The organism is Rhizobium sp. SU303, from assembly GCF_021052345.1.
GTDB classification, from domain to species: domain Bacteria; phylum Pseudomonadota; class Alphaproteobacteria; order Rhizobiales; family Rhizobiaceae; genus Rhizobium; species Rhizobium laguerreae.
In genome coordinates, this window is the sequence record NZ_CP088098.1 from 89,911 (window position 1) to 113,896 (window position 23,986).

Annotated in this window: 27 protein-coding genes and 1 pseudogene; 8 read left to right on the plus strand and 20 right to left on the minus strand. The window is 59.7% G+C overall.

Annotated elements, in window-relative coordinates; genetic code table 11:
* Positions 1-2 precede the first annotated feature (2 nt).
* On the plus strand, positions 3-1,241 hold the full coding sequence (locus RlegSU303_RS31860; protein WP_231284134.1) for a dihydrolipoamide acetyltransferase family protein: 1,239 nt from the start codon (positions 3-5) through the stop codon (positions 1,239-1,241).
* Positions 1,242-1,246: 5 nt separating this feature from the next.
* Positions 1,247-2,644: a dihydrolipoyl dehydrogenase gene (gene lpdA / locus RlegSU303_RS31865; RefSeq protein WP_017958373.1), complete on the plus strand. Its 1,398-nt coding sequence runs from the start codon at positions 1,247-1,249 to the stop codon at positions 2,642-2,644.
* 253 nt (positions 2,645-2,897) lie between these two features.
* Here the strand turns inward: lpdA and RlegSU303_RS31870 are convergent, their stop codons facing one another.
* From RlegSU303_RS31870 to RlegSU303_RS31880, 3 genes are all read right to left on the minus strand, one after another.
* Entirely contained in the window at positions 2,898-3,281 is a 384-nt protein-coding gene (locus tag RlegSU303_RS31870) for a type II toxin-antitoxin system VapC family toxin (RefSeq protein WP_094088894.1), read from the minus strand.
* Positions 3,278-3,478, minus strand: coding sequence for a type II toxin-antitoxin system VapB family antitoxin (locus RlegSU303_RS31875; protein ID WP_017958375.1), 201 nt, complete (start codon positions 3,476-3,478; stop codon positions 3,278-3,280). The genes RlegSU303_RS31870 and RlegSU303_RS31875 overlap by 4 nt, the downstream gene beginning before the upstream one ends.
* Before the next feature lie 384 nt (positions 3,479-3,862).
* The gene (locus RlegSU303_RS31880) at positions 3,863-4,789 is read right to left on the minus strand and encodes a LysR substrate-binding domain-containing protein (RefSeq protein ID WP_231284135.1); all 927 of its coding nucleotides are present in this window, start codon (positions 4,787-4,789) and stop codon (positions 3,863-3,865) included.
* 97 nt (positions 4,790-4,886) lie between these two features.
* On the opposite strand from RlegSU303_RS31880, the gene RlegSU303_RS31885 reads away from it, so the two are divergent.
* The 3 genes from RlegSU303_RS31885 to RlegSU303_RS31895 are packed head-to-tail and all read left to right on the plus strand — an operon-like array spanning position 4,887 to position 6,892.
* Complete coding sequence (locus tag RlegSU303_RS31885) at positions 4,887-5,678, plus strand: SDR family NAD(P)-dependent oxidoreductase (RefSeq protein ID WP_131719397.1); 792 nt, start codon at positions 4,887-4,889, stop codon at positions 5,676-5,678.
* Between the two features lie 13 nt (positions 5,679-5,691).
* Positions 5,692-5,994 (plus strand): putative quinol monooxygenase, encoded by a 303-nt coding sequence (locus RlegSU303_RS31890; protein WP_131620447.1) that lies wholly within the window; start codon positions 5,692-5,694, stop codon positions 5,992-5,994.
* 55 nt (positions 5,995-6,049) lie between these two features.
* Positions 6,050-6,892 carry a type 1 glutamine amidotransferase domain-containing protein gene (locus RlegSU303_RS31895; RefSeq protein WP_131719398.1) on the plus strand — a complete coding sequence of 281 codons (843 nt, stop codon included), beginning with the start codon at positions 6,050-6,052 and terminating at the stop codon, positions 6,890-6,892.
* A gap of 351 nt (positions 6,893-7,243) precedes the next feature.
* Here RlegSU303_RS31895 and RlegSU303_RS31900 read toward each other — a convergent pair whose 3' ends face one another.
* Positions 7,244-8,077: a helix-turn-helix domain-containing protein gene (locus RlegSU303_RS31900; protein ID WP_094088892.1), complete on the minus strand. Its 834-nt coding sequence runs from the start codon at positions 8,075-8,077 to the stop codon at positions 7,244-7,246.
* Between the two features lie 286 nt (positions 8,078-8,363).
* On the opposite strand from RlegSU303_RS31900, the gene RlegSU303_RS31905 reads away from it, so the two are divergent.
* Complete coding sequence (locus RlegSU303_RS31905; protein ID WP_131620649.1) at positions 8,364-9,257, plus strand: helix-turn-helix transcriptional regulator; 894 nt, start codon at positions 8,364-8,366, stop codon at positions 9,255-9,257.
* A 150-nt stretch (positions 9,258-9,407) separates the two neighbouring features.
* On the opposite strand, the gene RlegSU303_RS31910 is transcribed toward RlegSU303_RS31905, so the two are convergent.
* The 9 genes from RlegSU303_RS31910 to RlegSU303_RS31950 all read right to left on the minus strand — a co-directional run bounded on the left by RlegSU303_RS31910 (position 9,408) and on the right by RlegSU303_RS31950 (position 17,805).
* On the minus strand, positions 9,408-10,244 hold the full coding sequence (locus RlegSU303_RS31910) for an alpha/beta fold hydrolase (RefSeq protein ID WP_017958382.1): 837 nt from the start codon (positions 10,242-10,244) through the stop codon (positions 9,408-9,410).
* A 63-nt stretch (positions 10,245-10,307) separates the two neighbouring features.
* Entirely contained in the window at positions 10,308-10,994 is a 687-nt protein-coding gene (locus RlegSU303_RS31915) for a YoaK family protein (protein ID WP_017958383.1), read from the minus strand.
* Positions 10,995-11,306: 312 nt separating this feature from the next.
* Positions 11,307-12,215: a glyoxalase gene (locus RlegSU303_RS31920; RefSeq protein ID WP_094088891.1), complete on the minus strand. Its 909-nt coding sequence runs from the start codon at positions 12,213-12,215 to the stop codon at positions 11,307-11,309.
* Between the two features lie 349 nt (positions 12,216-12,564).
* A complete protein-coding gene (locus RlegSU303_RS31925) occupies positions 12,565-12,996 on the minus strand; it encodes a DoxX family protein (protein ID WP_017958386.1) in 432 nt (143 codons plus the stop codon).
* Positions 12,997-13,021: 25 nt separating this feature from the next.
* Entirely contained in the window at positions 13,022-13,648 is a 627-nt protein-coding gene (locus RlegSU303_RS31930; protein ID WP_131719400.1) for a hydrolase, read from the minus strand.
* A 100-nt stretch (positions 13,649-13,748) separates the two neighbouring features.
* A complete protein-coding gene (locus RlegSU303_RS31935; protein ID WP_231284137.1) occupies positions 13,749-15,731 on the minus strand; it encodes an amidohydrolase in 1,983 nt (660 codons plus the stop codon).
* The gene (locus RlegSU303_RS31940) at positions 15,731-16,021 is read right to left on the minus strand and encodes a XapX domain-containing protein (protein WP_231284138.1); all 291 of its coding nucleotides are present in this window, start codon (positions 16,019-16,021) and stop codon (positions 15,731-15,733) included. Before RlegSU303_RS31940 ends, RlegSU303_RS31935 begins: the two co-directional genes overlap by 1 nt.
* A gap of 67 nt (positions 16,022-16,088) precedes the next feature.
* Entirely contained in the window at positions 16,089-16,778 is a 690-nt protein-coding gene (locus tag RlegSU303_RS31945; RefSeq protein WP_131620441.1) for a hydrolase, read from the minus strand.
* A 94-nt stretch (positions 16,779-16,872) separates the two neighbouring features.
* Positions 16,873-17,805 carry a VOC family protein gene (locus RlegSU303_RS31950; RefSeq protein ID WP_231284139.1) on the minus strand — a complete coding sequence of 311 codons (933 nt, stop codon included), beginning with the start codon at positions 17,803-17,805 and terminating at the stop codon, positions 16,873-16,875.
* A 120-nt stretch (positions 17,806-17,925) separates the two neighbouring features.
* Between RlegSU303_RS31950 and RlegSU303_RS31955 the strand changes: the two genes are divergently transcribed.
* The gene (locus RlegSU303_RS31955; RefSeq protein ID WP_017958392.1) at positions 17,926-18,825 is read left to right on the plus strand and encodes a LysR family transcriptional regulator; all 900 of its coding nucleotides are present in this window, start codon (positions 17,926-17,928) and stop codon (positions 18,823-18,825) included.
* 778 nt (positions 18,826-19,603) lie between these two features.
* Positions 19,604-20,134 carry a hypothetical protein gene (locus RlegSU303_RS31960; protein ID WP_231284140.1) on the plus strand — a complete coding sequence of 177 codons (531 nt, stop codon included), beginning with the start codon at positions 19,604-19,606 and terminating at the stop codon, positions 20,132-20,134.
* On the opposite strand, the pseudogene RlegSU303_RS31965 reads toward RlegSU303_RS31960, so the two are convergent.
* The 7 genes and pseudogenes from RlegSU303_RS31965 to RlegSU303_RS31995 all read right to left on the minus strand — a co-directional run.
* Positions 20,125-20,343, minus strand: a pseudogene (locus tag RlegSU303_RS31965) (type I secretion system permease/ATPase); the annotation flags it as partial. The gene RlegSU303_RS31960 and the pseudogene RlegSU303_RS31965 overlap by 10 nt on opposite strands.
* The gene (locus RlegSU303_RS31970; protein ID WP_017958396.1) at positions 20,336-20,701 is read right to left on the minus strand and encodes a GtrA family protein; all 366 of its coding nucleotides are present in this window, start codon (positions 20,699-20,701) and stop codon (positions 20,336-20,338) included. The pseudogene RlegSU303_RS31965 and the gene RlegSU303_RS31970, both read right to left, overlap by 8 nt.
* A complete protein-coding gene (locus tag RlegSU303_RS31975; RefSeq protein WP_017958397.1) occupies positions 20,698-21,402 on the minus strand; it encodes an HAD family hydrolase in 705 nt (234 codons plus the stop codon). The genes RlegSU303_RS31970 and RlegSU303_RS31975 overlap by 4 nt, the downstream gene beginning before the upstream one ends.
* A complete protein-coding gene (locus tag RlegSU303_RS31980; RefSeq protein ID WP_026158429.1) occupies positions 21,399-22,385 on the minus strand; it encodes a UbiA family prenyltransferase in 987 nt (328 codons plus the stop codon). Before RlegSU303_RS31980 ends, RlegSU303_RS31975 begins: the two co-directional genes overlap by 4 nt.
* 29 nt (positions 22,386-22,414) lie before the next feature.
* Positions 22,415-22,600: a hypothetical protein gene (locus RlegSU303_RS31985; protein ID WP_231284141.1), complete on the minus strand. Its 186-nt coding sequence runs from the start codon at positions 22,598-22,600 to the stop codon at positions 22,415-22,417.
* Between the two features lie 670 nt (positions 22,601-23,270).
* Positions 23,271-23,489 (minus strand): hypothetical protein, encoded by a 219-nt coding sequence (locus RlegSU303_RS31990; RefSeq protein ID WP_026158431.1) that lies wholly within the window; start codon positions 23,487-23,489, stop codon positions 23,271-23,273.
* Positions 23,490-23,596: 107 nt separating this feature from the next.
* The gene (locus RlegSU303_RS31995) at positions 23,597-23,950 is read right to left on the minus strand and encodes a hypothetical protein (RefSeq protein ID WP_017958401.1); all 354 of its coding nucleotides are present in this window, start codon (positions 23,948-23,950) and stop codon (positions 23,597-23,599) included.
* Positions 23,951-23,986: the final 36 nt, after the last annotated feature.

Consider the following 23,986-nt stretch of genomic DNA (forward strand, 5'->3'; position numbering starts at 1 on the left):
CCGTGGGCGAATTCATCATCAAGATGCCCGATGTCGGGGAAGGGGTCGCCGAGGCCGAGATCGTGGAATGGCATGTGAAGACGGGAGATCCCGTCCGCGAGGACATGGTAATCGCCGCCGTCATGACCGACAAGGCCACCGTGGAAATTCCGTCTCCCGTCAGTGGCACCGTCACCTGGCTCGCGGGCGAGGTCGGAGACCGGATCGCGGTCAAGGCCCCGCTGGTACGGATCGAGACGGCGGGAGATGTCGGCAAGGCTCAGTCCGTTGGGATTTCGCAGGCGCGGATTGCTGACGCGACCAGGACCGAAATTGCAAAACCTGCTCCGCCAGCGCCTACGGCGCCAGTGCCGACGGCGGCGCCGGCGGAAAAACCGCTTGCCGCTCCCTCCGTGCGGCTCTTCGCCAGGGAAAGCGGCGTCGATCTGAGACAAGTGCAGGCGACCGGGCCGGCCGGGCGCATCCTGCGCGAGGATATCGAGCAATTCCTGACCCTTGGGACCGCGCCTGCAACGGCAAAGAACGGCTTTGCCAGGAAGATGGCGACCGAGGAGATCAAGCTGACCGGCCTGCGCCGCCGCATCGCCGAGAAGATGGTGCTTTCCGCCTCGCGCATCCCCCACATCACCTATGTGGAGGAAGTGGATATGTCCGCGCTCGAGGAGTTGCGTGCCACGATGAACGGCGATCGCAGGCCGGGCCATCCTAAGCTGACGGTTCTGCCCTTCCTGATGCGGGCGCTGGTCAAGGCCATTTCCGAGCAGCCCGACGTCAACGCCACTTTCGACGACGATGCCGGCATCATCACGCGCTACAGTGCCGTGCATATCGGCATCGCCACGCAGACGCCGGCCGGTCTGACCGTGCCGGTGGTGCGGCATGCAGAAGCACGCGGCATCTGGGATTGCGCCGCCGAGATGAACCGGCTGGCGGAAGCGGCGCGATCGGGTACTGCGACACGCGATGAGCTGTCCGGCTCCACCATCACCATCAGTTCGCTCGGTGCGCTTGGCGGCATCGTCTCGACACCCATCATCAATCATCCTGAGGTGGCGATCATCGGCGTCAACAAGATCGCCACACGACCGGTCTGGGACGGCACGCAGTTCGTGCCGCGCAAGATGATGAACCTCTCCTCCAGCTTCGATCATCGCATCATCGACGGCTGGGATGCGGCAAACTTCGTGCAGCGCATCCGAACGCTGCTCGAAACGCCAGCGCTCATTTTTATCGAAAGCTGAGATCCATGAAAGAGATCGTCTGCAAGCTCCTCGTCATCGGCGCCGGTCCGGGCGGTTATGTCTGCGCCATTCGCGCCGGACAGCTCGGCATCGATACTGTTATCGTCGAGGCCGGCAAGCCGGGCGGCACCTGCCTGACGGTCGGCTGCATTCCCTCCAAGGCGTTGATCCATGCGGCGGAGGAATTCGACGCGACGCAAAAGATGCTTGCCGGCAAAAACCCGATGGGAATCCGCGTCGAAGGCGCCTCGATCGATCTCATGAGGACGATTGCCTGGAAGGACGGGATCGTCGGCCGGTTGACGACCGGTGTTTCGGGGCTGCTGCAGAAGGCGCGGGTCAAGATCGTCCACGGCCGAGCCCATTTCCGCGACGGCAAGACGGTAGAGGTGGAGACGGAAACCGGCCAGCAGATCATCCGCGCCGAGACCGTGGTGATCGCCACCGGTTCCGATCCGGTGGAGCTCCAAAACCTGCCCTTCGGCGGCCGCGTCATCTCTTCGACGGAGGCGCTGTCGCTGACGGCGCTGCCGAAGAAGCTGGTCGTCGTCGGCGGCGGTTATATCGGGCTGGAGCTGGGAACCGCCTTTGCCAAGATAGGGTCTGATGTGACGGTCGTCGAGGCGACGCCGCAGGTGCTGCCGCAATATGATGCCGAGCTGGTGAGGCCCGTCATGCGCAAGCTGACCGAAGGCGGTATCCGGGTATTGACGGGTGCGAAGGCGATTGGCCTTGCCGACAGTGGTGAGGCATTGATCGTCGAAACGCCGGATGGCGGACAGCAGACCCTGCCGGCGGACCGCATTCTCGTCACCGTCGGCCGCCGCCCAAGAACCGCAGGATCCGGTCTCGAAGAGCTCGATCTCGATCGTGCCGGCCCTTATCTGAGGATCGACGATCGTTGCCGCACCTCGATGCGCGGCATCTATGCGATCGGCGATGTGACCGGCGAGCCGATGCTTGCCCATCGGGCCATGGCGCAAGGGGAGATGGTGGCGGAAATCATCGCCGGGAAGAAGCGGGCCTGGGACAAAAGATGCATTCCCGCCATCTGCTTCACCGATCCGGAGATCGTCAGCGCCGGCCTGTCGCCGGCAGACGCGAAGGCGCAAAGTTATGAAATCCGGACCGGCCAGTTTCCGTTCAGCGCCAACGGGCGGGCGATGACAATGCTGTCCGAAGAAGGCTTCGTGCGCGTCGTGGCCCGCGCCGACACCAATCTCGTGCTCGGCCTGCAGGCGGTGGGGGCCGGGGTCTCCGAGCTCTCGGCGGCTTTTGCGCTGGCGATCGAGATGGGTGCGCGCCTGGAAGACATCGCCGGCACCATCCACGCGCATCCGACCCGCAGCGAAGCGGTCACGGAGGCGGCGCTGAAAGCGTTGGGAAGCGCCTTGCATATCTGAGATCAAGTCCGGATCGGATATCGCGGTTCGATCCGCCTGATATTTGTTTTTTGCACTTTTGAGTCCGCTTTACTTCACTTTAGCGCCTCAACTTTAAGCCTTATAGGGACAAGGACAAATCGCTGTTCCATAAATAAGGGCTATGCTGTGAATTTCAGTTTATCAGGCACTTAAATTATGGCGCCGCCGGTTCATATCCGTTGAAGGCGAAAGATCGGAAAAATCTAAAAACTCGGCAGGACTATTTAGGTGTTTAGTTGTGAGCATTCGCAGGCTTATGCAATGAAGCGCCTGCCTTTTCGGCCGCCGCCTGCAGACGCTTGTCCCTGGTCCATAACGCCGCTCGCTGATCAAGCATTATCGAGGCGAGCAAGTGGGCATCTGTATAGCCGATGCCCATACTGAAAATGCCGTGACGATCAATCATTGTCATCACTTCGTCGTGCGTTGCGACGAACGCTTGGCGCTGGGCCGCCAGAAACGCTATCACGCGCCCGCGATCTCGAAGGCTGCCAAGCGCCAGTTCGCCAGCCACAGCCGGATGGCAGAGTAGACGATCGTCCTCAATGATCGTCCGAAGCTCTGCATCAAGATGGCGGAAATGATCGATCCATATAGAAGTGTCTGCCAGTATCACTTGGCAGCTGCGCTTCGGCGACGTGGAGCTGCCTCTGCATCGGGCATAGTTCCGCCGAGCGCGATGAGGCGTTTTCCCGACTCTACTCGGACGAGCGTCTCCAACGCCTGGCGGACTAGAGCAGCGGTTTCTTTTGTGCCGGTCAGGGACCTGGCCCTTTCCATGAGAGTGTCGTCGAGATTGATAGTCGATCGCATCGTTTCTTATCCTTGTCCTGACGCTTTAAATAGCACCATTTGGTGATAAAATCTACGCCTAGTTACCGCGTCGATACGTCGGGCGTGACAAAAATCAAGCCGCGACCTGTCGACGGAGATCACCCGATTTGACCAGCATGCTCAGGGCGATCGTCAGGGGCAATCGTTCACTGCAAACCAAGTCGTGGATCGCTCACCCTGATCCGGGGATGACCGCCTCTTCATCTCGCTCCGGCAGAGATCCAGCGCCGGGTGTCTTGCTTTTGTTGTGAAGGTGTTGCGAACCCCACTGAGATTAAATCGGCGGCTCGTACCGATCGCGTTGGTTATCAGATTGAAGCATTGACTGAATAAGGGAGATGGCTAATTTCTCCTTTCTGCCAGCTAGGGGAGGGCAATCCCTTGCAGCAGCGGATTGCCCTCCAGCGTCGCAATCATATGCTCTATAAACGCACGCACGCGGTGGGGCAGTGGGCCGCCACCGACATAGATGGCATGCACCAGTTCAAGGTCTCCCGGATTGTGCGCCTCGAGCAGCGGGACAAGCCGTCCCGCTGCAATCTCTTCGGCCACATGAAACAAACCGACACGAGCAATGCCGGCGCCTGCCAGCGCCATCTGCTTCATCGTCTCGCCATTGTTGACGACGATACTGCCCTTGACCGGCTGCGCAATATCCCGTCCTTCGTGACGAAACGGCCAAGTGGGTCTGGCGCGCCGGAAATTGAAGGTCAGGCAATCGTGATGCTCAAGATCGGCCGGAGTTTCCGGCGAGCCCCGGCGCGCCACGTACTCGGGTGACGCACAGACCAAACGTCGGCTCTGCCCCAGTTTGCGCGCTATCAGCCCACTGTCTGGAAGATTGCCCATGCGGAGGGCGACGTCGGTCTTCTCCGCCACCAGATCGACGATACCGTCGGTGAATGAGAGATCGACGATGAGAGCGGGATTGCGCGCTATGAACTCCGGCATGGCAGGGGCGACGAACATCGTCCCGAAAGGGATCGTTGTGTTGATCCGCAGTCGTCCTCGAACTGCACCGCCCGCGACCTCCTGGTCCGCATCGTTCAGCGCCTGCAGTATCCGCAGCGCGGCGTGATGGTAGGCCTCGCCTTCTTCCGTCAGGGTCAGAGCGCGGGTTGTCCGCACCAGAAGGCGTGTTCCGAGCCTCGCTTCAAGGCGGGCAATCAGCTTGCTGACGGCCGATGGAGTAAGATCAAGGTTGCGAGCGGCAGCGGAGAAGCCACCATCCAGCACGACGCGCGCAAACACCTCCATTTCGCCGGAGCGCTCCATCAGGATACGTGGCATTGATGAACCTCATTCACAGGTGCATGTCTTTCGAAGGCAATAGTGCCGTCCACTCCTAAATCATAAATTCTCTCCAGCAACAATCTGGAGATGAGACATGGATCTACAACTCGAAGGCAAGACTGCCCTGGTGACAGGTGCTACCGCTGGCATCGGCCTCGAAATCGCCCGCGCGCTCGCCACTGAGGGCGCGCGCGTCATCATCACGGGACGCGATGGCGCCAAACTCGACAAAGCGATCGCTGTCGTCGAGGCGTCCGGCGGATCGAACGTTACCGGAGTTCTGGCAGACGCCGCCACCGTCGAGGGTGCCGGCATCATCGCCAAGGCCGAACCCTTGGTGGATGTCCTCGTCAACAATCTCGGCATTTACGAGAGCAAGCCCTTCGGCGACATTCCCGACGCCGATTGGAGCTATCTGTTCGACGTTAATGTCATGAGCGGCGTGCGTCTGTCGCGGACCTATCTTCCTGGCATGCTGGAGCGCAACTGGGGCCGCGTCATCTTCATTTCGAGCGAGTCCGGGCTCGCGATCCCGCAGGACATGATTCACTACGCGACGACGAAGACGGCGCAGCTTTCGGTCTCGCGTGGGCTGGCGCAACTGACCCGCGGCACCAATGTCACGGTCAACGCCGTGCTGCCAGGGCCGACCCGCTCGGAAGGCATCGAAGGCTTCCTGCGCAGCCAGGCGAGCGACCCGTCGGCGTCCATCAAGCAAATCGAGGCGGAGTTCTTTGCCACGGCACGCTCGGCTTCGATCCTCCAACGCATGGTGGAAGCGGAGGAGGTGGCGAACCTCGTCGCCTATCTCGCCAGTCCCCGCTCATCCGCCACCAACGGTGCCGCTCTGCGCGCCGAAGGCGGCCTCGTCAACACCATTGCCTGAGAAAGGTTTTCTCATGTCAAACGCTCCGCTCACCGTCATCGCGATCACCACCGCCAAGCCGGGCAAGGAGGCGGCTCTTGGCGCCGCTCAGGAAAAGCTGGTCACCGAAACCTTGGCCGAAGATGGCTGCCTTCGCTATGAACTGCATCAGTCGCTGGATGACAGCCGTGTGCGCATTTTTGTTGAAACTTGGCAAAGCGAAGCGCAGTGGCGCGCCCATATGGACAGCGCCGCGATGCAGCGGTTTCAGGCGAGTGGCGTCGGCGACTATTTTGCCGACTTCGCCCTGCATCGCCTCATCAAGGTGGCCGGCTGAGCTGCCGCGAATCCCTCTTTTGCCAAAACGGACATTCATCCAATCGGAGGAACCCATGAAATTGCTGCGCAGTCTAGCTCTCGCTCTTGCACTTGGTACCGGCGCCATCAACGCCCATGCCGGAAACGTGCTGATCGTCCTGTCCGACTCCGACCGTCTCGACCTGAAGGACGGCATGTTATTTAAAACCGGCTTCTACCTCAATGAACTGATGCAGCCGGTGAAGGCACTGCTCGAAGCCGGCCACGACGTTACGTTCGCCACACCAAAGGGGACCGCCCCCTCGGTCGACAAGACGTCCATCGACAAGATGTATTTCGGTGGCGACGAAGCCGAGTTCAAAGACAGCGAGAAGCAACTGTCGGAACTCGATCTGCTGTCGAGCGGCCGGTCACCGGTCGTCAGCCTCGCCCGTATCGAACAGATTGGCTACGACCACTTCGATGCGGTCTATATTCCAGGTGGTCACGCGCCCATGCAGGACCTGCTGGTCAGCCCCGACCTCGGCAAACTGCTCACCTATTTCCATGAAAAAGGCAAGACCACCGCATTGGCCTGCCATGGCCCCATTGCACTGCTTTCTACCATGGCAGACGCGAAGGGTTTTGTTAGTCAGTTCGAGGCGACGGGAACGGCGGATGCGACCGCCGACTGGATCTATGCTGGCTACAAGCTCACCGTCTTCAGCAACCGGGAAGAGGAAATGGCGAAAGGGCTGCTGAATGGCGGCGAGATGAAGTTCTACCCGCAGGACGCCCTCACCCAGGCAGGCGGCCGGTTCAGTCGGGCCGAGGCACCGTTTGCGGCACACGTCATCGTGGATCGGGAATTGGTAACCGGTCAGAACCCGGCGTCTGCACCAGCCTTAGCACAGGAACTGCTAAGCCGTTTGAGGTAGCGGGCGACAACTCACTCGGCGTCGCCATCGCACTTTTATGCTTCTCCCTGTTGGGCTTATTGCCTGCACTCCTCAATTTCCTTCTGATGGCGCCATTCATCAAAAGGTCAGGAGGCGGTTGCTGCTCGGTATTTCTCGCATCACCAGCTACCTGGCGATCGCGGTCTTTACGGTCTGCCCCACCGCAAGGCGTGTTGATTGCGGATGCGGAAGACGACGGTATGCACACTGGTGGCACACGCCATGACGATCAATGTCCGGAAAAGAAAATGCCGATGGTTCCTTTGGCATGCTGGCCGGAAATTTCGATCAGCGACTATAAGGCGGCACACGTAAAAGACGAGTTACGGACTACACGCTACGCCGCCAATTGCCGGGCGTCGCCCCAACGATACTTGCGAAAACCCGTGTGAAATGGCTTTGGTCGGCGAAGCCGCAGGCGATGGCGACTTCGGCGAGCGGAGCGTTCGAGGTGCGCAGCAGGGTGCGGGCGCGATCTATTCGTTGGCTCACAAGCCATTGATATGGCGTCATGCCCGTCGTCTCTCGAAAGGCGCGAATGAAATAGCCGCGGGACAGATTGCAGGCCTGCGCCACTTGCTCGATCGAGATGTCCCCGTCAAGGTTTTCGAGAAGCAGATTTTTCGCCAGATGCTCGTGCGTGCGCGACAGGCTTCGTGATTTGTTGGGAGTTGCAACGGACCGGCCGCCATAGCGTTGAACCAGGTAGGTTCCGATGGCAGTGGTCATCTGGTCGATGAACAGCGCGCTTGCCTCCTCCGGTTTTTCGAGTGCCGGGATCAGCGCCCGAGCGAGGTTGGCAAGCACGATGTCTTTCGAACCGGTTTCGGCCGCGAGCGAGGTGATGCCGGAAAGTTCCGCACCATCGGCAATCCGGATGAGAGCCGCAGGCGAGATTTCGAACAGGAGGAACTCGAAAGAACCGCTGAGATCTGCCTTGTAGGCCTCGGACAGATCGCGAATGTAGATCGAGTTCTCCGCAAAGTCGTGGGTAGTCACATGATGTTGGTGATGGATGCGCCGCGTGTGACCGCCGATCGATGAGACACCAACGACGAACCCCCGGTCGCTTGCCGTTGTCTTGACCTGATCGAGCCCCAAGACGCTCGTTCCCTTGCGAAAGACCGCAATATCGGAACCTGCCAGCGCCTGGTTGATCGACAACTGTTTTAGTGGACATCCGAAGGTGTCGGTTGCCGCTGCGCCGAGTGATTTCACGTGATTGTCGGAAATAGGAACCAAGACGCCCAGCTTTCGTTTTTTTAAGGCCAATCTCGCTGCTCAGCCCTTCAGCGCAGCCTTCTGGAAATTCGCCGAATCTCCTCGATGAGGATGCTTTTGTGCAAGATAGATGCTTCGAAGATGTATAGGAACTCTCAAATCGTGGCATCGCAATGGTCGGGCTATACCGTTCCCAGCCCGGAGGATCGAGACACATTTGAGTGAAGCGTTGGCGGTCAGCGACAGGATTGCAACATGTTTTGGCATCGGTGCGGCGAGGGCCTTGGTCATCAGGCCTCTTCGCGAGGCGAAGCTCTCTGTCGTTCATCTTGACCACGTTTATGAAGATGCGGGGCATCCCGTCTTCCTCCCGGCCGATGATGCCTTCCTGGTCATGCTTTATCTCGTCGATGTCGATCATCGCGACATCCGTCCGGACCAGACCGTCACACCTTTGAAGACCTATCCCAAGGGTTCCGTCTGTCTCATCAGTCTGAGGCAGGGCGCCGCAATCTCGATTGGCGGTCATTTTGAGGCGCTTGCCTTTCATATCCCGAGCTCGCACTTTGCCGAGCTCGCTGAGGAGGCGGGCGAACCGCGCGTCGACGATCTTGCCACCTGCCGAGGGATCAACGATCAGGTGATCCGCAATATTGGTGGAGCACTAATGCCGATGTTCGACATGCCGGACGAAGTCAGGGATCAGCTGCTTCCTCATATAGGGCTGGCACTGAACGCCCATCTCGTCCATCGTTACGGACGCTCACCCGCGCAGCGACTGTCGACGAGTGGTCGGCTGTCTCCCCTGCAGGAAAAGCGTATCAAGACGTACATGGCCGCAAACCTGTCGGCCAACATGACCGTCGATCAGATTGCCGACGCCACAGGTTTTTCGGTGGATGAGCTCTGTTCAGGCTTCTCGAATACAACCGGGCAGTCCGTTAGCGAATGGATGTCGGCGTACCGGATGAGCAAGGCTCAATCACAGCTGAGCCGGACCGGTGACACCATCGCCCAGGTGGCCGCGACCTGCGGTTTTGCTGATGAGGACACATTTATCGACACCTTCTCGAAGATCGCGGGAGTGGCTCCGTCGGAGTGGCGCTCCCGCAATCGGCATTAGTCGAGTTGAAGCTGGAGCGGCGCTGCACGGCGATCCTTTCCCTCGACCTCGGTTTCAAGGAAAAGCGCCGATAATGTCATGGTGAAAACAGCTTCAGACGCGTTTTGCGCGGTCCGGATGCGGCACTGAAGCCGCACCCGGACTGACGGATCAGGCTTCGACGAATGCCAGGAGATCGGCATTCAGGACATCGGCATGGGTGGTCAACATGCCGTGCGGATAGCCCTTGTAGACTTTCAAAGTCCCATTCTGCAGCAGTTTTGCCGACAGCCGGCCGGCAATGTCGATCGGCACGACCTGATCGTCATCGCCATGCATGACGAGCGTCGGAACGGTGATCGCCTTTAAGTCTTCCGTCTGGTCGGTTTCGGAGAAGGCCTTGATCCCATCGTAATGTGCCTTGGCGCTGCCCATCATGCCTTGGCGCCACCAATTCTGGATGACGCCCGGGTAGACCTTCGCGTCGGACCGGTTGAAGCCATAGAACGGACCGGTGGGGAAGTCGATGAACAGCTGCGCCCGGTTTTCGGCGACGCCCTTGCGGATGCCGTCGAACACTTCCAACGGGACGCCACCTGGATTTGTCTCGGTCTTCAGCATCAGCGGCGGTACGGCGGAAACGAGGACCGCCTTGGCGACGCGGCCGGCCGACTGGCCATATTTTGCAACGTAGCGGGCGACTTCTCCCCCGCCGGTCGAATGGCCGATATGAACGGCGTTCTTCAGATCGAGCGCATCAACGACAGCGAAGGCGTCGGCGGCATAGTGGTCCATGTCGTGTCCGTCGGAAACCTGTGCCGAGCGGCCGTGACCACGGCGGTCGTGGGCGACGACGCGGTAACCCTTTGACAGGAAGAACAGCATCTGTGCGTCCCAATCGTCCGACGAGAGCGGCCAGCCATGGTGGAATACGATCGGCTGGGCGTCCTTCCGCCCCCAATCCTTATAAAAGATCTCGACGCCGTCCTCGGTGGTGATATAGCCCATTCTCTTGTCTCCTTGATTGAGGTGGGGTTGAAAGACTGTTGACCGCAGATCGAGGGGTGGCAGCTATTTTGCGTCGCCTTCGGGTGTCTCGATCTCGGCAATCAGCGCCAAGAGACCGAGCAGCGGCGGGATTGCAAGGCACCAGATGCCAAGCCACATGAAGGCCGCGGCGGCGACACCGCAGCCGATGGCGAATGCGCAGACGCTCGTCAGCATCTTGATCATCCGCTTCTTGGCGGCATTTTTCGTTTCCAGGCTTTCGCCGCGAATGACATCAGCCAAATCGATCATGATCTGGGTGGTGTTGCCGGTCATCATCGTCGTCGGTGGTGCCTTCGCGAGATGGATTTTATGCGCGGCGTTCTGGATCGCCATCGCGGCCACGAGCACCATGCCGGTCAGGATCGCCGGCCATCCGTCGCCTTTCGGGAAAGGACCATAGGAAACCGCAAGGACCGCGGCTACGATCAGCAACAGAAGCTTCACCCTCATCATCGTGCTTAAAACCGCGTATTTGCGCCCGGCGAGCCAGAAGCTCGCCAGCCTGGTTATAAGAATGACAGCGCAGAAGACCGGGAGAGCGAGAAGCTTGGCGATGATCCCGGACGTGCCGAGCACGACGGCTGCGCCGAATGTCACGAAATTACCTGTCACATGCGCCGTGAACAGCCCCTGAAGCGCCAGAAAGCCTGCTGTGTCGACGTATCCGGCGTCGAAGCTCAAAACTGTTGCGAGAGAGATCTTTTTCATATGTGCTTTCCTTTGCCGTCCCGCTGCAGGAGAATCTCGGCTTGGCACCGGTCGTTGTTATCGTGGACGCCGGCCTGGTGGATCAGCCGACGTCGTAACGAATGGCCTCGATGGCGCGGTGGGGTTGGAATTGAAGGCGCAGTCCGCACGTACCTGGACACACGCCCGTCCATTCCCCGCCGCGCCGCTCAGTTGGACATGGACGGCATCCTTGGTCTTCTGCCGCCACAGCAGGCCGACTGCGCCGTGAGCGCCAACTGATCGGCCTTAATGTCGACGGTTGCTGCGTCATCATGGGCTCGAAGCGGTCGGTCATTCTGAGACAAGCAGTGCGTGGATCTCGGCGATGTATCCGCCGGGGAACTGAACGATGGCTGCCTGACGCTTGTCCACCTTGTAAGGCTGGACGAGCACTGTCGCGCCGGAAGTGGTGGCCTTTGCGAGGGTTGCATCGAGATCCTTCACCTCATAACCGGTGGTCTCATAGCCATAGGGGTAAGGAAGATGGCCATCGGTCACGAGGACCGACATGTTGCCGAAGTCCGATGTGAGCCGCACGCGCCGGTAGATGTCGCTTGGGCGACCGATCTCAACGCCGGGCGCGCTTCTATCGTCGGAGACGATCTTGCCCTTTGAGAAGGTCAGAAAATCATGAATGAAGGCGCCGACAGAATCCTTTGAAACATATATCCGGTTTTCAGGGACCGTATCGAACTTGGGATAGTCCGGCGCCTTGGTGTGCCAGTAGAGCTGCATGTTGACGCCGCCCGGCCATTGGATGACGGCATCGCGGCCGATCGGATCAGGGAAGGCATCGACAATGACAGAGGCTCCGGCATTTCGCGCATCCCGGATCGCCCGGTCCATGTCCGTCACGAGATATCCTGTCCGTTCCTTGCCGAAGGGATAGGGGATCGGCGTCTTGAAGCCGAACAGCGAGACTGTGCCTGCGGGCGTTTGGATCAGTTGCGAGGTCGTGCTGCTCGGTGTCGGCGTCACCATGGCGACGATCTGCTTGGTCGATGCACCGCCGAATGTGGCGACGAAACTCGCCGCAAAAGTATCGACGTCGGTCACCGGAACATAGACATGAGCGGTGTCGTATTGCGCGCCAACCGCCACGGTCTTGCCGGCAGCCCCGGCGGCTGTAGCAGAAGAGGCCATGATCGTAGAGACGGCAACGGCGACGGCGAATTTCAACCCAGCTGATGGAAAGGTCATAGATACATCCTCATGATTAAGTCGGCTCCGGCAGGCCTCTATCTGTGAAGGGATAGTGGCTCAGGTTTCAGAGGTGAACAATTGCAATAGTTCGTTCGATTGAATTGCTATTTTTGCAATAATTGGCACGGAACTCGGGTCTGGCATATAGTTTTGATGGCTGATTTCCAGCGATTTTGCGCTGCTCTTTCATAGAGTTAGTCATGCTCGAGTTGTCGCATGACGGTCTCGTGGATCTCGCCGGCGCGACGCATTCTCAAGATCTGAGCTCCACCGGCATTCTTGGCAGCAAAGACAGGCCTGAAATCCGGGATTTGATGTCATCATGGCAGGCATCGGACGACGCGCTCTACTTTCGGCTCGCGCGTTTGCGCAGGTCGACAAGAGCGACGAAGAGGAAGGCACCGCTAAGGCCGATGTGCTCGAAGAAGCCGTTCATGGCCGCCGAATGCTCTGGTCCGGCGGGGATCTCCCAGAACCGCAGGGCAAGGTATGTCGCCATCAAGGTGAATATCGCCAGCGCAAGAGCCCCCAGCCAGCGCAAGCGCCCCGAAAGGATGAGGGCAGACATGGCGAGTTCAAAGATCGGCACGCCGACTGCAAAGAGTGGCGCCGGAGCCAGGCCGAAATGGTTCATCTCGGCGACTGCCCCCTGAAAGTCGAAAACCTTCGTCAGCGGACCCTGGATGTAGGCGGAGCAGAGCGCGAGCAATGCCAGGAATTCGGCGCCGAAAGCCTTGCCGGCGGAGCTGCCGGCACCTTGAGCATTTATGGACGTCATACGAGTATCCTCAAAACACCGGTGATCAGAGCGGGTGGATCATGTCGCGGGCGTAGGAAAGACCGATGCCGTAACCGCCGGCGTGCGCTTCGACGATCGCTCGCGCGTCATTGTAGGTTTCTTGTCTCGTCCAATCGCGCTGAAGCTCGAGCAAGACCTGCAGCCAGGACGTCATCGTCGCACCCGCCGCTTCCATCCTGCGCAACGCAAGTTTATGGCTATCGGATGTCACGCCACCGCATGCATCGGCGACCACGAAGATCGCATAACCTTCGGCGAGCGCCGAAAGCACGGGGAACGAGACGCAGGCTTCCGTCAGAAGCCCCGAAACCAGCAGCGTCCTGCGGCCAGTCCGCGCGACCGCTGCCTTTACTGCATCGTCTTCCCAGGCGTTCATGTTGCGGCGCTCGATAGATGCGACCTCGGGTATGACGCTTTGAATTGCGGGCATCATAGGCCCGCTATAGACCTTCGAGGCCGACGTCGAAGCGATCACCGGGAGCTTGAATGCTTTCGCTGTCTTTGCCAGCCCGACCATGTTGCTGAGAAGGACCTGACGGTCCGTCGACCCAACGCCAAAGGCGAGAGCGGCTTGTTGATCGATCATCAGGACGGCTGGTTGAGCCGGTTCAAGGAGTGGAATAGCGGACATGATTTCTCCGGGCTGCGGCCATTTCGCCTAGCCTTGTCGTTCGTCAGAAAGTCCCTCTACAGATCGTGCGGCAGAGGGAGCTTATATCGGTGACCGCGTTTCAGACGGCCCAGCAGGAGCAGCCAAGGGCGCCAAAGAAGCCCTTCAGGTCGGCGATCGGCAGCTTCGATGTCCAGGCGCCGACATGATCGTGGCCATGGACACCGCAATCGCTGGCGCAGCCGCAGGAGGCGATCGCCGCACGGCGCAGCGAGTGTCTGCCTGCACCGTCGGGCTCGCCCCAGGCGGCATAACCGCCGAACTTGCGAACCGGTGACCAGTCCGGCATGGCTGGCGGGATATCGCTCTCATCCAGGGTGGCAAAAGTGCCGGCACCGTAGACGATCTTGCCGCCCACCATGGTGAGTTCCGACGTCAGGAACGAAATCTCGTCCTCGGCGCAGGAGAAGAAGTCCTTGTCCGGGACGACGAGATCGGCAAACTGGCCCTTTTCGATACGTCCCTTCTTGCCCTCCTCGTTGGAGAACCAGGTGACCTTTTCGGTCCACATCCGCAACGCCGTCTCACGGTCGAGACAATTGGCACGCGGGTAGAGCTGCATGCCGCCGACCGTCTTGCCGGTGACCATCCATGACAGCGAGACCCAGGGGTTATAGGAGGCAACGCGGGTCGCATCCGTGCCGGCCGAGACGTTGACACCCTTGTCGAGCATGCGCCGGATCGGCGGAGTGGCTTCGGCGACACCATGGCCGTAGCGCTCGACGAAATATTCGCCCTGATAGGCCATGCGATGCTGGGTGGCGATGCCGCCCCCGAGTGCTGCGATGCGATCGATCGAGCGTTCCGAAATCGTCTCGGCATGATCGAAGAACCAGTTCAGGCCTTCGAGCGGGATATCCCTGTTGACCTTCTCGAATACGTCGAGTGAGCGGCTGATCGTTTCGTCATAGGTGGCGTGAAGACGCCATGGCCAGCGGTTTTCGGCCAGCACCCGAACGACGTCTTCCAGTTCGCCTTCCATTTCCGGCGGCATGTCCGGGCGGGGCTGGCGAAAATCCTCGAAGTCCGCGGCGGAAAACACCAGCATCTCGCCGGCGCCGTTGTGACGGAAATAGTCGTTTCCCTGCTTGTATGTGACCGAGGACGTCCAGTTGAGGAAATCCTCTTTCTCCTGCTTCGGCTTCTGGGTGAAGAGGTTGTAGGCGAGGCGGACCGTAAGCTGGTTCTCGTCAGACAGTTTCTGAATGACCGCGTAATCGTCCGGATAGTTCTGGAAACCGCCGCCGGCATCGATGACGCCGGTGATGCCCAGCCGGTTCAGTTCCCGCATGAAATGGCGGGTGGAATTCACCTGGTAATCGAAGGGTAGCTTCGGTCCCTTGGCGAGTGTCGAATAAAGGATGCCGGCGTTCGGCTTGGCCAGCAGCAGGCCGGTGGGATTGCCGTTGGCGTCGTGCGTAATCTCGCCACCCGGAGGGTTCGGCGTGTCCTTCGTGTAGCCCACGGCCCTGAGTGCCGCAGCGTTCAGCAAGGCCCGGTCGTAGAGGTGCAGCAGGAAGACCGGCGTGTCAGGCGCGACGGCATTGATCTCCTCGATGGTCGGCAGCCGCTTCTCGGCGAACTGGTGCTCGGTGAAGCCGCCGACGACGCGCACCCATTGCGGAGCGGGCGTGATGGCCACCTGCCGCTTCAGCATGTCCATGGCGTCGGCTAACGAACGCACGCCGTCCCAGCGCAGCTCCATGTTGTAGTTGAGGCCGCCGCGCACGACATGGGTATGGTTGTCGATCAGGCCGGGAAGCACGCGCTTGCCCTTGAGGTCGACGATCCTTGTATCGGGCCCGGCCAGCGCCATGATGTCGCTGTCGCTGCCGACCTCCAGGAACAGGCCGTCCTTGACGGCCACTGCGGTGGCGCTCGGATTTGAGCGATCAAGCGTTGTGATCAAGCCGTTGCGAAGGACGATATCGGCGTGCATGGAAGCGTCTCCGGTCTTGATGGGATCGGCGGCATTGGCCGGTGAAAACAAGTTTGAAAAGGCGAGGCTCGATGCTGCGCCCAGGAATGTGCGGCGCGTCGTCATCAGCTTTTCCCCGATGTTGAATCGTCATGGGGTGGGTTCACCGCCACCACGGTTTTCCCGCCCTTCGGGAGGTGACCGAACATGTGCGGCTTGACTTGATGAAGCCAGGAGACGGCGGCAGGCTCGCGAGCCCAAATGCTCTTTGCCAGTGGCACGAGCTGCTCGCCGACAAGGATGCCGAGCAGCCCGATGAGCGCGACGACAGGCGGAGCAGGCGAGCGGACATTGAGCAGGCTGTAGATCACGCCCACCAGCAGGCCGGCACCGAGTGACAGAAGATAGAGTTTCATGGGGGAACCTCGCGTGGTGAAAGAAAATCACTCCGGCAGGACGCAGCCGGCCGGAGTGATTGACGGTTTACTTGGCAGGGTTCGGGCCGATCCGCTTGCCATGGCTGACCCGCTCGGCGCCGCCGTGGACGTGGGTGACGGCATAGTCGATGCCCATGCCGTAGGCGCCGGAATGCTCCTTCACCAGCGACGTGACCGCCTCATAGGTTTGCTTGCGGGCCCAGTCGCGCTGCCATTCGAGCAGGACCTGCTGCCAGGTGACTGGAACGACACCCGCCTGCACCATGCGGTCCATCGCATATTTGTGTGCATCGACGGAGGTGCCGCCGGAAGCATCCGCAACCATGTAGATTTCATAGTCGGTGTCGTTCATGCAGGAGAGCGCGAAGGTCGTGTTGCAAACCTCGGTCCACAGACCTGCGACCACGACCTTTTTGCGGCCGTCGGCGGCATGCTTGGCAAGGGCATCGCGGACGTTCTGGTCGTCCCAGGAGTTCATCGACGTGCGCTCGAGGATATCGTTCTCAGGAACGACCGCGAGCAGTTCCGGGAAAGTGTTGCCCGAGAAGCTGTCGGTCTCGACGGTGGTGATGGTAGTCGGGATGTTGAAGATCTTGGCCGCTTTGGCAAGACCGACGACGTTGTTCTTCAAGACCTGGCGGTCGATCGACTGAACGCCGAAGGCCATCTGCGGCTGCTGGTCGATGAAGATGATCTGGCTGTTCTGCGGGGTGAGGACCTGAAGCTTGCTGGACATCTCGTGTCTTCCTTTGATTGGGTGCAGGTAGGTAATGGGGCAGGGAAGGCGGCACGTCTTGAAAGTTATGCCGCCGTATTGTTGGAAAGCGACCTCAGGCGGCGAGCGAGGTCAGGCCGGCTTCGATCTGGTCACGATAGGGCTCGTAGCGTGCCGGCAGTTTTAAGACCTCGCCAAGATGTGCGGTGTCTTCGTCCCGGTCGAAGCCGGGTTCGTTCGTGGCGATTTCGAAGAGCACGCCGCCGGGTGTGCGGAAGTAGATGGCCCAGAAGTAATCGCGGTCGATGACAGGTGTCACTTGGTATCCAGTATCCATCAGGGCCTTGCGAACTTCGAGCTGCTTTGCGCGGTTCTCGACGGCGAAAGCGATGTGATGGACCGAACCCGCGCCCTGCCTTGCGAAAGGCATTTTCGGAAGAAGCTCGAGATCGATCGTGTCCGCACCATTGCCGCCGGGGATGATGAAGCGGGTGACGTCACCATCCGTTTCGGCGCGCTGGTAGCCCATGAAACCGAGCAGTTCGGACGTGGCAGCGGTATCATGCAGGCGGAACTTGGCACCGGTGAAGCCGCTGATGCCGACGCTTTCGTCGATGCCGGCGCCATTCCAGGCCTTGCGGCCATCGTTTTCCGTTTCGACAAGGGCAAACCCTTCGCCGTCCGGCCCTTTGAACAGGAGACGGGCAGCGCCGAAGGCGGTGTCGGTATGCAGGTTGTCGGCTCCCTTTGCCGACAGGCGATCCTGCCAGAACGAGAGCGAGCCCTTAGGCACTGCGAACTGCGTTTCGCTGACTTCGCCAACGCCCGGGCGGCCGCTCATCACGTCGGGAAAAGGGAAGTAGGTCATGACGGAGCCGGGGGTGCCGGCCTCATCACCGTAATAGAGGTGGTAGACGTTGGGGTCGTCGAAATTCACGGTCTTCTTGACGCGGCGCAGGCCGAGCGTGTCCGTGAAGAACGTGTTGTTCTGGCGGGCATCCGACGCCATTGACGTGATGTGATGCAGTCCCTTGATATCCTTGATCATAATGCTCGCCCTTCCGCGGCTGCGTTGGTTTGTCTGGTGTGATTGAAAACCTACGCCCGTTGATCATCGGTCGGAATTGCAATAATAATTGTCAGTGAATTGCCTCAGGTGAAATAATCAATGAACGACTACAAGCTTCTTCGAACCTTTCTGCTGGCCGCCGAGAAGCGCAACTTCGCGCAGGTCGCGCGCGAACTCGGCATGACCCCAGCAGCCGTCACCCGGGCAATCGCGGCGCTGGAAGAAGATCTTGGCGTGCAACTCTTCGTGCGGACCACGCGCCAAGTGTCGCTGACGACTGACGGCGCGATCTTCGCCGCCCAGATCCAGCCGGCGGTGCAGGCGCTCGAAAATGCGCGCACGAATCTGATGAATACCCACAAGGCGGATCACGGCCGACTGCGGATCAGCGCGCCGACCTGGTTCGGCCAGCAGGTCCTGCCGCCTATCCTCTGCGCATTCAGGGAGCGCTACCCGAAGATCAGCTTCGAGATCTCGCTCGCCGATGGGCTGGTGAATATCATCGACGATGATTATGATCTGGCGATCCGCATTTCCGCAGCCCCCTCGGACAAGTTCACGATCTGGCGCAAGATCAGCGTCGTTCGCCGTATCCTCGTTGCAGCGCCCGGCAGCCGGTTTTGCGATCTGAGACACCCGAACGAACTCATCCCCGACGATTGCCTGGCCTATAGCGGCGAGAGCAAGCGGGAAACCTGGATGCTGTCGGACGGCAGCGGCAATGCCACGATTTCCGCGGGCAGGGCATTCAGCGCCAATAGCGGGGAAGTGCTGGCGAGCATGGCTGCCGACGGCGCCGGGGTCGCGATGCTGCCCAAGTTTCATGTGGCCGAGCATCTGCGGACCGGACGGCTGGCCCACGTCCTGCAGGACTGGTCGCCGCCGGACTTGTGGCTGACCCTGTACTACCCCCCGTACCAGGCGCTTCCGCCGCGCATCGCCTCATTCTCGAAGTTCTTCGAGCAACAGATCCCGGCGTTTATATCGGCAATCGAATGAACAGAGTTTGTTTTGAACAGGTCTTCGAATGGAATATTGCTCTTGACCGCATGATCTCGCGCGAACTGCAGGACCTCGGCATCGATCGCGCGGACCATCTATAGCGTTGCCCGCCAATCGGTGACTTGCCAAGCGGCTTTTTCTCTAGCCTCCTGAATGACCATACTCCCGATGATGACGTGGGCGTTTCTGTATCTGGACTGCCGCGAGGCCTGGACCGAGATTTCCGCGCCAGGTAAAAGCCGTGCGTCTTTGCATGGCTGCGCTGCCGCAATGTCTATTTAATGTGCTGCGAGAAGAGGTAATTGTGTTTTCTTCGAGGCGATGCACCTCCTCCCGCAGTGCTTCGGTTTCAGACGGCCCACTCCTCCTCCCGTGGGCGTCTGTTGGAGCAGTGGCGCTCCTCCTCCCAGCCGCTGTTCAGTGTTTTCGAAAAGCCTGCCGCACCTCCCCCCGCGGCAGGCTTTTTTTATGGGGGCTGGCTATATCAGAGTCCGATGTCGAAACGCGGTTCTTGCCCAGCATGCGGGTCGGTGGATGGATGATGTCGGCTGCGGCATTTGCGACGAATGCCTGGCTGGCTGACTTTGCCGCGCTATCTGCTCGACCTATCCGCAGGTGGCTTCAACCACGCGGTCGCAGGCGGGATCAGTCTGGATTGTGCCCGGGTATCCCTATAATCATGTGTAACGGACTGGCCCGGTGTGATCTGGCGCACAATTGTCGCTCCCGTTAGACGCTTGGCTTCGTCCTCGGTAAACCAACGGAGGCTTTTACTGTGGGCGAAGAAGTTTCAGATCGTATTATCGAGCAGCGTTGGCGAAATCGGATCATCGAAGCCATCGCAGTCCTCTCTCGGGGGAATGAGGGCCTCATCGAGGTGAACTACAATGAGTTCTTCGGAGGTTTCTACGACTACTGGCATGACGGGCATTTGTTGGTGAGGCCGAACAGCACGATCACGGAAGAGGAAGAACGAACCATCGACGCACTTGGACGGATGTTGGAAGCCATCAGGGATGAAACCCGTCACTTTGCGCTAGGCGAGCAGTCTCCTCCAGCAGCCGTCGAGACCTGCCTGCAGAGATCGCCGCGCTGCCAGGCGTTAACCTCAGCCAATGCCGCACCGCGCCTCGTGACCTCCGCCCGCAGTGCCGCGAGGCTGGTGGATAACGTGTTGACTTCGGCCCGGGTTTCGGTTGGGTCAAGCTCGACGAGAATGTCTCCGGCTTCCACCTTGGCATCGTTCGAGACCGGAACCGCGATCGTCTTTCAATCCGGGAGGCTGGACGGTCTGGTTCATGACTGAACTGGCCCTGTCTGCAATTGCCAGAGATGGGCATAGAGCCCATTCGGACGGGCAAGCAGCGTCTCGTGGGTTCCCTCTTCGACGATGCGTCCGTCCTTCATGCCAATGATGCGGTTGCATTGCCGCACGGTCGCCAGGCGATGGGCGATGATGATGACGGTGCGGCCGCGGACGATCTCGCGCATGTTGCCGAGGATGGCTCTACCTGAACACCCAGAGAAGGTTTATTAGGAAATTGAAGACGAAGGCCGTGCCGATGCCGAAAAGCTTTGCCCACAAGGGCGGGAGCCCGACCTGCTGCACGAGGATCAACGTCACGCAGACATTGATCGAGAGGCCGAGCAGCGCGCCGGTCAGGAACAGTGAAGCGCGCTTTCGGCTTATTGCCTGATTGAAGACATAGCGGCTGGTGACGCTGTAGTTGACGGCCGCCGCGATCAGCCAGCTTAATGTCGCCGAAAGGCCGAGGGGTACGCCAAACGCCAGCAGGCCACGAAACACCGCGAGGTCGACGAACGCAGCCAGACCTCCGGTGAACACATAGCGGATAGCCTTTGACAAGATCATCCGAACGCTTCCTCTGCCCGCAGCGCTGCGAACACCGGGTCCGAATAGGTCGAAAAGGTCAGCCAGCCCTCCCGCGCCCCGTCGGAGCGAATAAGCGGCAGGACACCGGCGCGGCGCGCCGCAAGGCCATCCCGCTCGGGCCTGTCGCCTATCAGAACGGTTTGCGCGGGGCCGACACCGGCGCGCTGCATCAGCATCTGCAGGCCGCGCGGATGAGGTTTCAGGATGCCGACACCGGGGTCGCTTGCGGCCAACACGTAGTCGGCCGACAATGTCATCCTCTGCAGCTTCTCGTCGGCAGGATAATCAGAATAGATCCCGATCGCCTTGTTCTGGCGTCTGAGCCCGGCAAACAATTCCACCAGCCCATCATACCGGCAGGATGCGATATAGGCGAGCGGACGGCGCCCGATCCACTCGCTGACGACAGCCTCGATCTTTTCGGCTGGCTGGCCGGTTAGCGCGACGATTCGCGCCATCAGGCTCGTCTGAAAATCGTCGATCTCCTCCTCGCCGATAGCTTCACGGAGGAAACGATATGCGCGTAGCACACGCAGATTGATCAGGCTGCCTCTCGCCACCGCATCAGCAAGCAACTCGCCGGCCATCCGAAGGCGCAGCCTCCGCTGGTTGTATAGCGTTCCGTCGACGTCGAAGACGACAAATCGGATAGTGCCCCAGTCGACCTTGCTCGCGATCATCGGACGGTGATGTAGTGCTGCTTGGATAGAGTCACGAGAAGCGGAATGTCGACGAATGTGGTGAAGATGAAGGCCGCCACCAGGGCCGCGACGATCGCGATCAGGCCGGGCTCGCGGAACAGCTTTTCCGGTTTCTGCGCCGTAGAGTCCGATTTCGTCGCCATCACGAAATAGGCCGTGAATAGGGCAACGACGAAGGGCAGAACGAGCATGTACTCGATGCGATACTTGACCAGGAAGACGGACAGAAAGGTAATCGAAAACAGTGAATAGGCAATGCAGGAGGCGGTCAGCGAGACCTGCGTATACTGGGCGAAACTCGCCCGGTAGCGCGACAGCAGATCCTTGCCATGCGACGCGACGATCTCGTCATATTCCGACAAGCGCTTTGCCGCCATAAGGAACGCGCCGCCGAACCAGTAGGCCAGAATGATCGATCCCGGCGGGAGGCTCGTTGGGTCGATCATCGACCAGCCGATCACCAGGCGGATCGGATTATTGATCGATTCTGAGATGACGTCGAGATAGGCCTTGTCCTTGCTTCTGATCGGATCGAGATTGTAGACGATTCCCTGAATCGCAAACAGGCAGGCGACGAAGAACAGAAGCTTGCTCGAGAGGATGGCGCAGCCGAGGCCGACGATGAGCAACACGGTCCATTCGAGCTGAACCAGCCTGCCGTTCATCGCGCTTTGCACGGCGGACCGCTGCGATTTCGTCGGATGATGCCGGTCAAACTCGCGGTCGAACCACTCGTTAATGCAGTAGTTCGCGGATGCGATGCAGAGCGCGGTCGCAAGCCCGAGCACGATCGAGGATGCCAGGTCGTCGTTTCTGACCCCACGCAGAAGATAGGCGAGGATGATGCCGGGAACGATGAAGACGTGCTTCGTGCTGTGATCGAGCCGTGCAATGGCGATATAGTCGCGCAAGCCCGCTCGGCCTGGTGCGGTCACCCTGCGGTCACCCAAGCTTGTGTTCATGCCGGACGCCTCCTTCATCGTCAGACGGTCTATTTCCGATCACCGTCCAACAGATACACATCATAGGTTTCGAAATAATTCGCAGGGCCGAATTCGGCGAGCAGCATCGTCGTCGAAAGGAAATCGTCGATCTGTTGGCGCGAGGCATGGAAGGTCCAGTTGTAACCCTCCCGGTAAATCTGCTCCGGAACTATTCTCTTCAGCTTGTGCTGCATCAGGATTACCATTGGAAACCCGGTCTGGGCGCGCAGGTCCCGAATTTGTGCTCGCGGGTCAGATATATTGGATTGTTGACGTAATATGGCAGGGCTTCGGCGAGATATTCCGGTTCGGCAACGCTGGTTGCCTTGGCGAGTTCAGGCCGGGATTGGATGAGACGGGCGAGATCCGCTCTCGATCCTGCTGCCGCCAACAAGAGCCGCCTTCTCGAGCCCTAAGGATACCTGTTGGCACGCCATGATCACTAGCAGCGCAGCCGAAGCGAACCATCGCATTCGAACGCAGTGCTTGTTTCCTGACAAGCAATCCGCGATCCGATCCCAACTGCTCCAGTAAAGCGACAGGCAGAAGCAGAACCAAACGAGCGCATGCCTTTCACCGCCGGCCGAAGCCAGGCTGGAAATGAGCGGGAAGACGAGAAGCGAGATAAGGGCCGCGGCGAAGGCGGCGGGTCTCGCCAGAAGGCCGAGCATGGCACCGAAGAGGATGAGTGATCCGATCGGAATCGGCTTGGCCAGGAACAGGCGCCGGGCGTCGTGCTTGCCGGGTTGAATAGCGCACTCAGGGCCAGTTCGACTGGCGAAGTCATCGAGAGATCGGCAACCGCGGCATCATTGAACGTCGGCAGGATGGTGATGCCGCAGACCGCCAGTCCGGCCGTCGCGATCACCGCGTTGACGAAAAAGTTGGTCTGGCGCGCTCTTGGAGCAGGTCCAGGAACCAGAAGAGGATGAAGGCGCCGTTCATGATGGCGGCAATGACATTGGTATTGGCGAGAAGAAAGAACAGCCCGCCGATCAGATATCCCCGCGTCCGCCAGGCCTGGTAATTTGCGGCGATGACGAAGAGTAGCAGCGCAGATATCCCGTAGTTCCTGGCCACCACGGAATATTCATAGACGAAGTGACCTGCCTCTGCGAATTTCCTCCAGAATGGATTAGAGTCCGGCAACCGAGGTGAGGCTTCGGAAAACGTCACTTAAAATAGATTGCTTATCCGGCTCCGAAGGAGCTCAACTTCTCCAGAAGCGCCTCCGAAATCTCGAACTGGCGTGCTGTTCCACGACCCATCGAATTCTTAACGATCGTCTCGTCCAACATCCCTCGTCTCACCAGAAGATCCACCGTCTCCTTGACGCCGCTGCGTGTCAGAGCCGTAATTTCCATAATGCTGGAAAGCGTTAGCTTCTGATGCGTCTGGTTCATGCTGTAGAGGATCGTCATCATGCCGACCTGCTTCAACCGTGCCTGAGGCGTCTCGTCGTCAAGGTGATGGTCGAGGATCTCATGCAGGATGAGCCCCGAGAAGGCGAGATTATGCCATTGGGCCTTGAGTGCTCTTGTCATGTCATTTTACTGTGTTATATAAATCAGTATAAATTG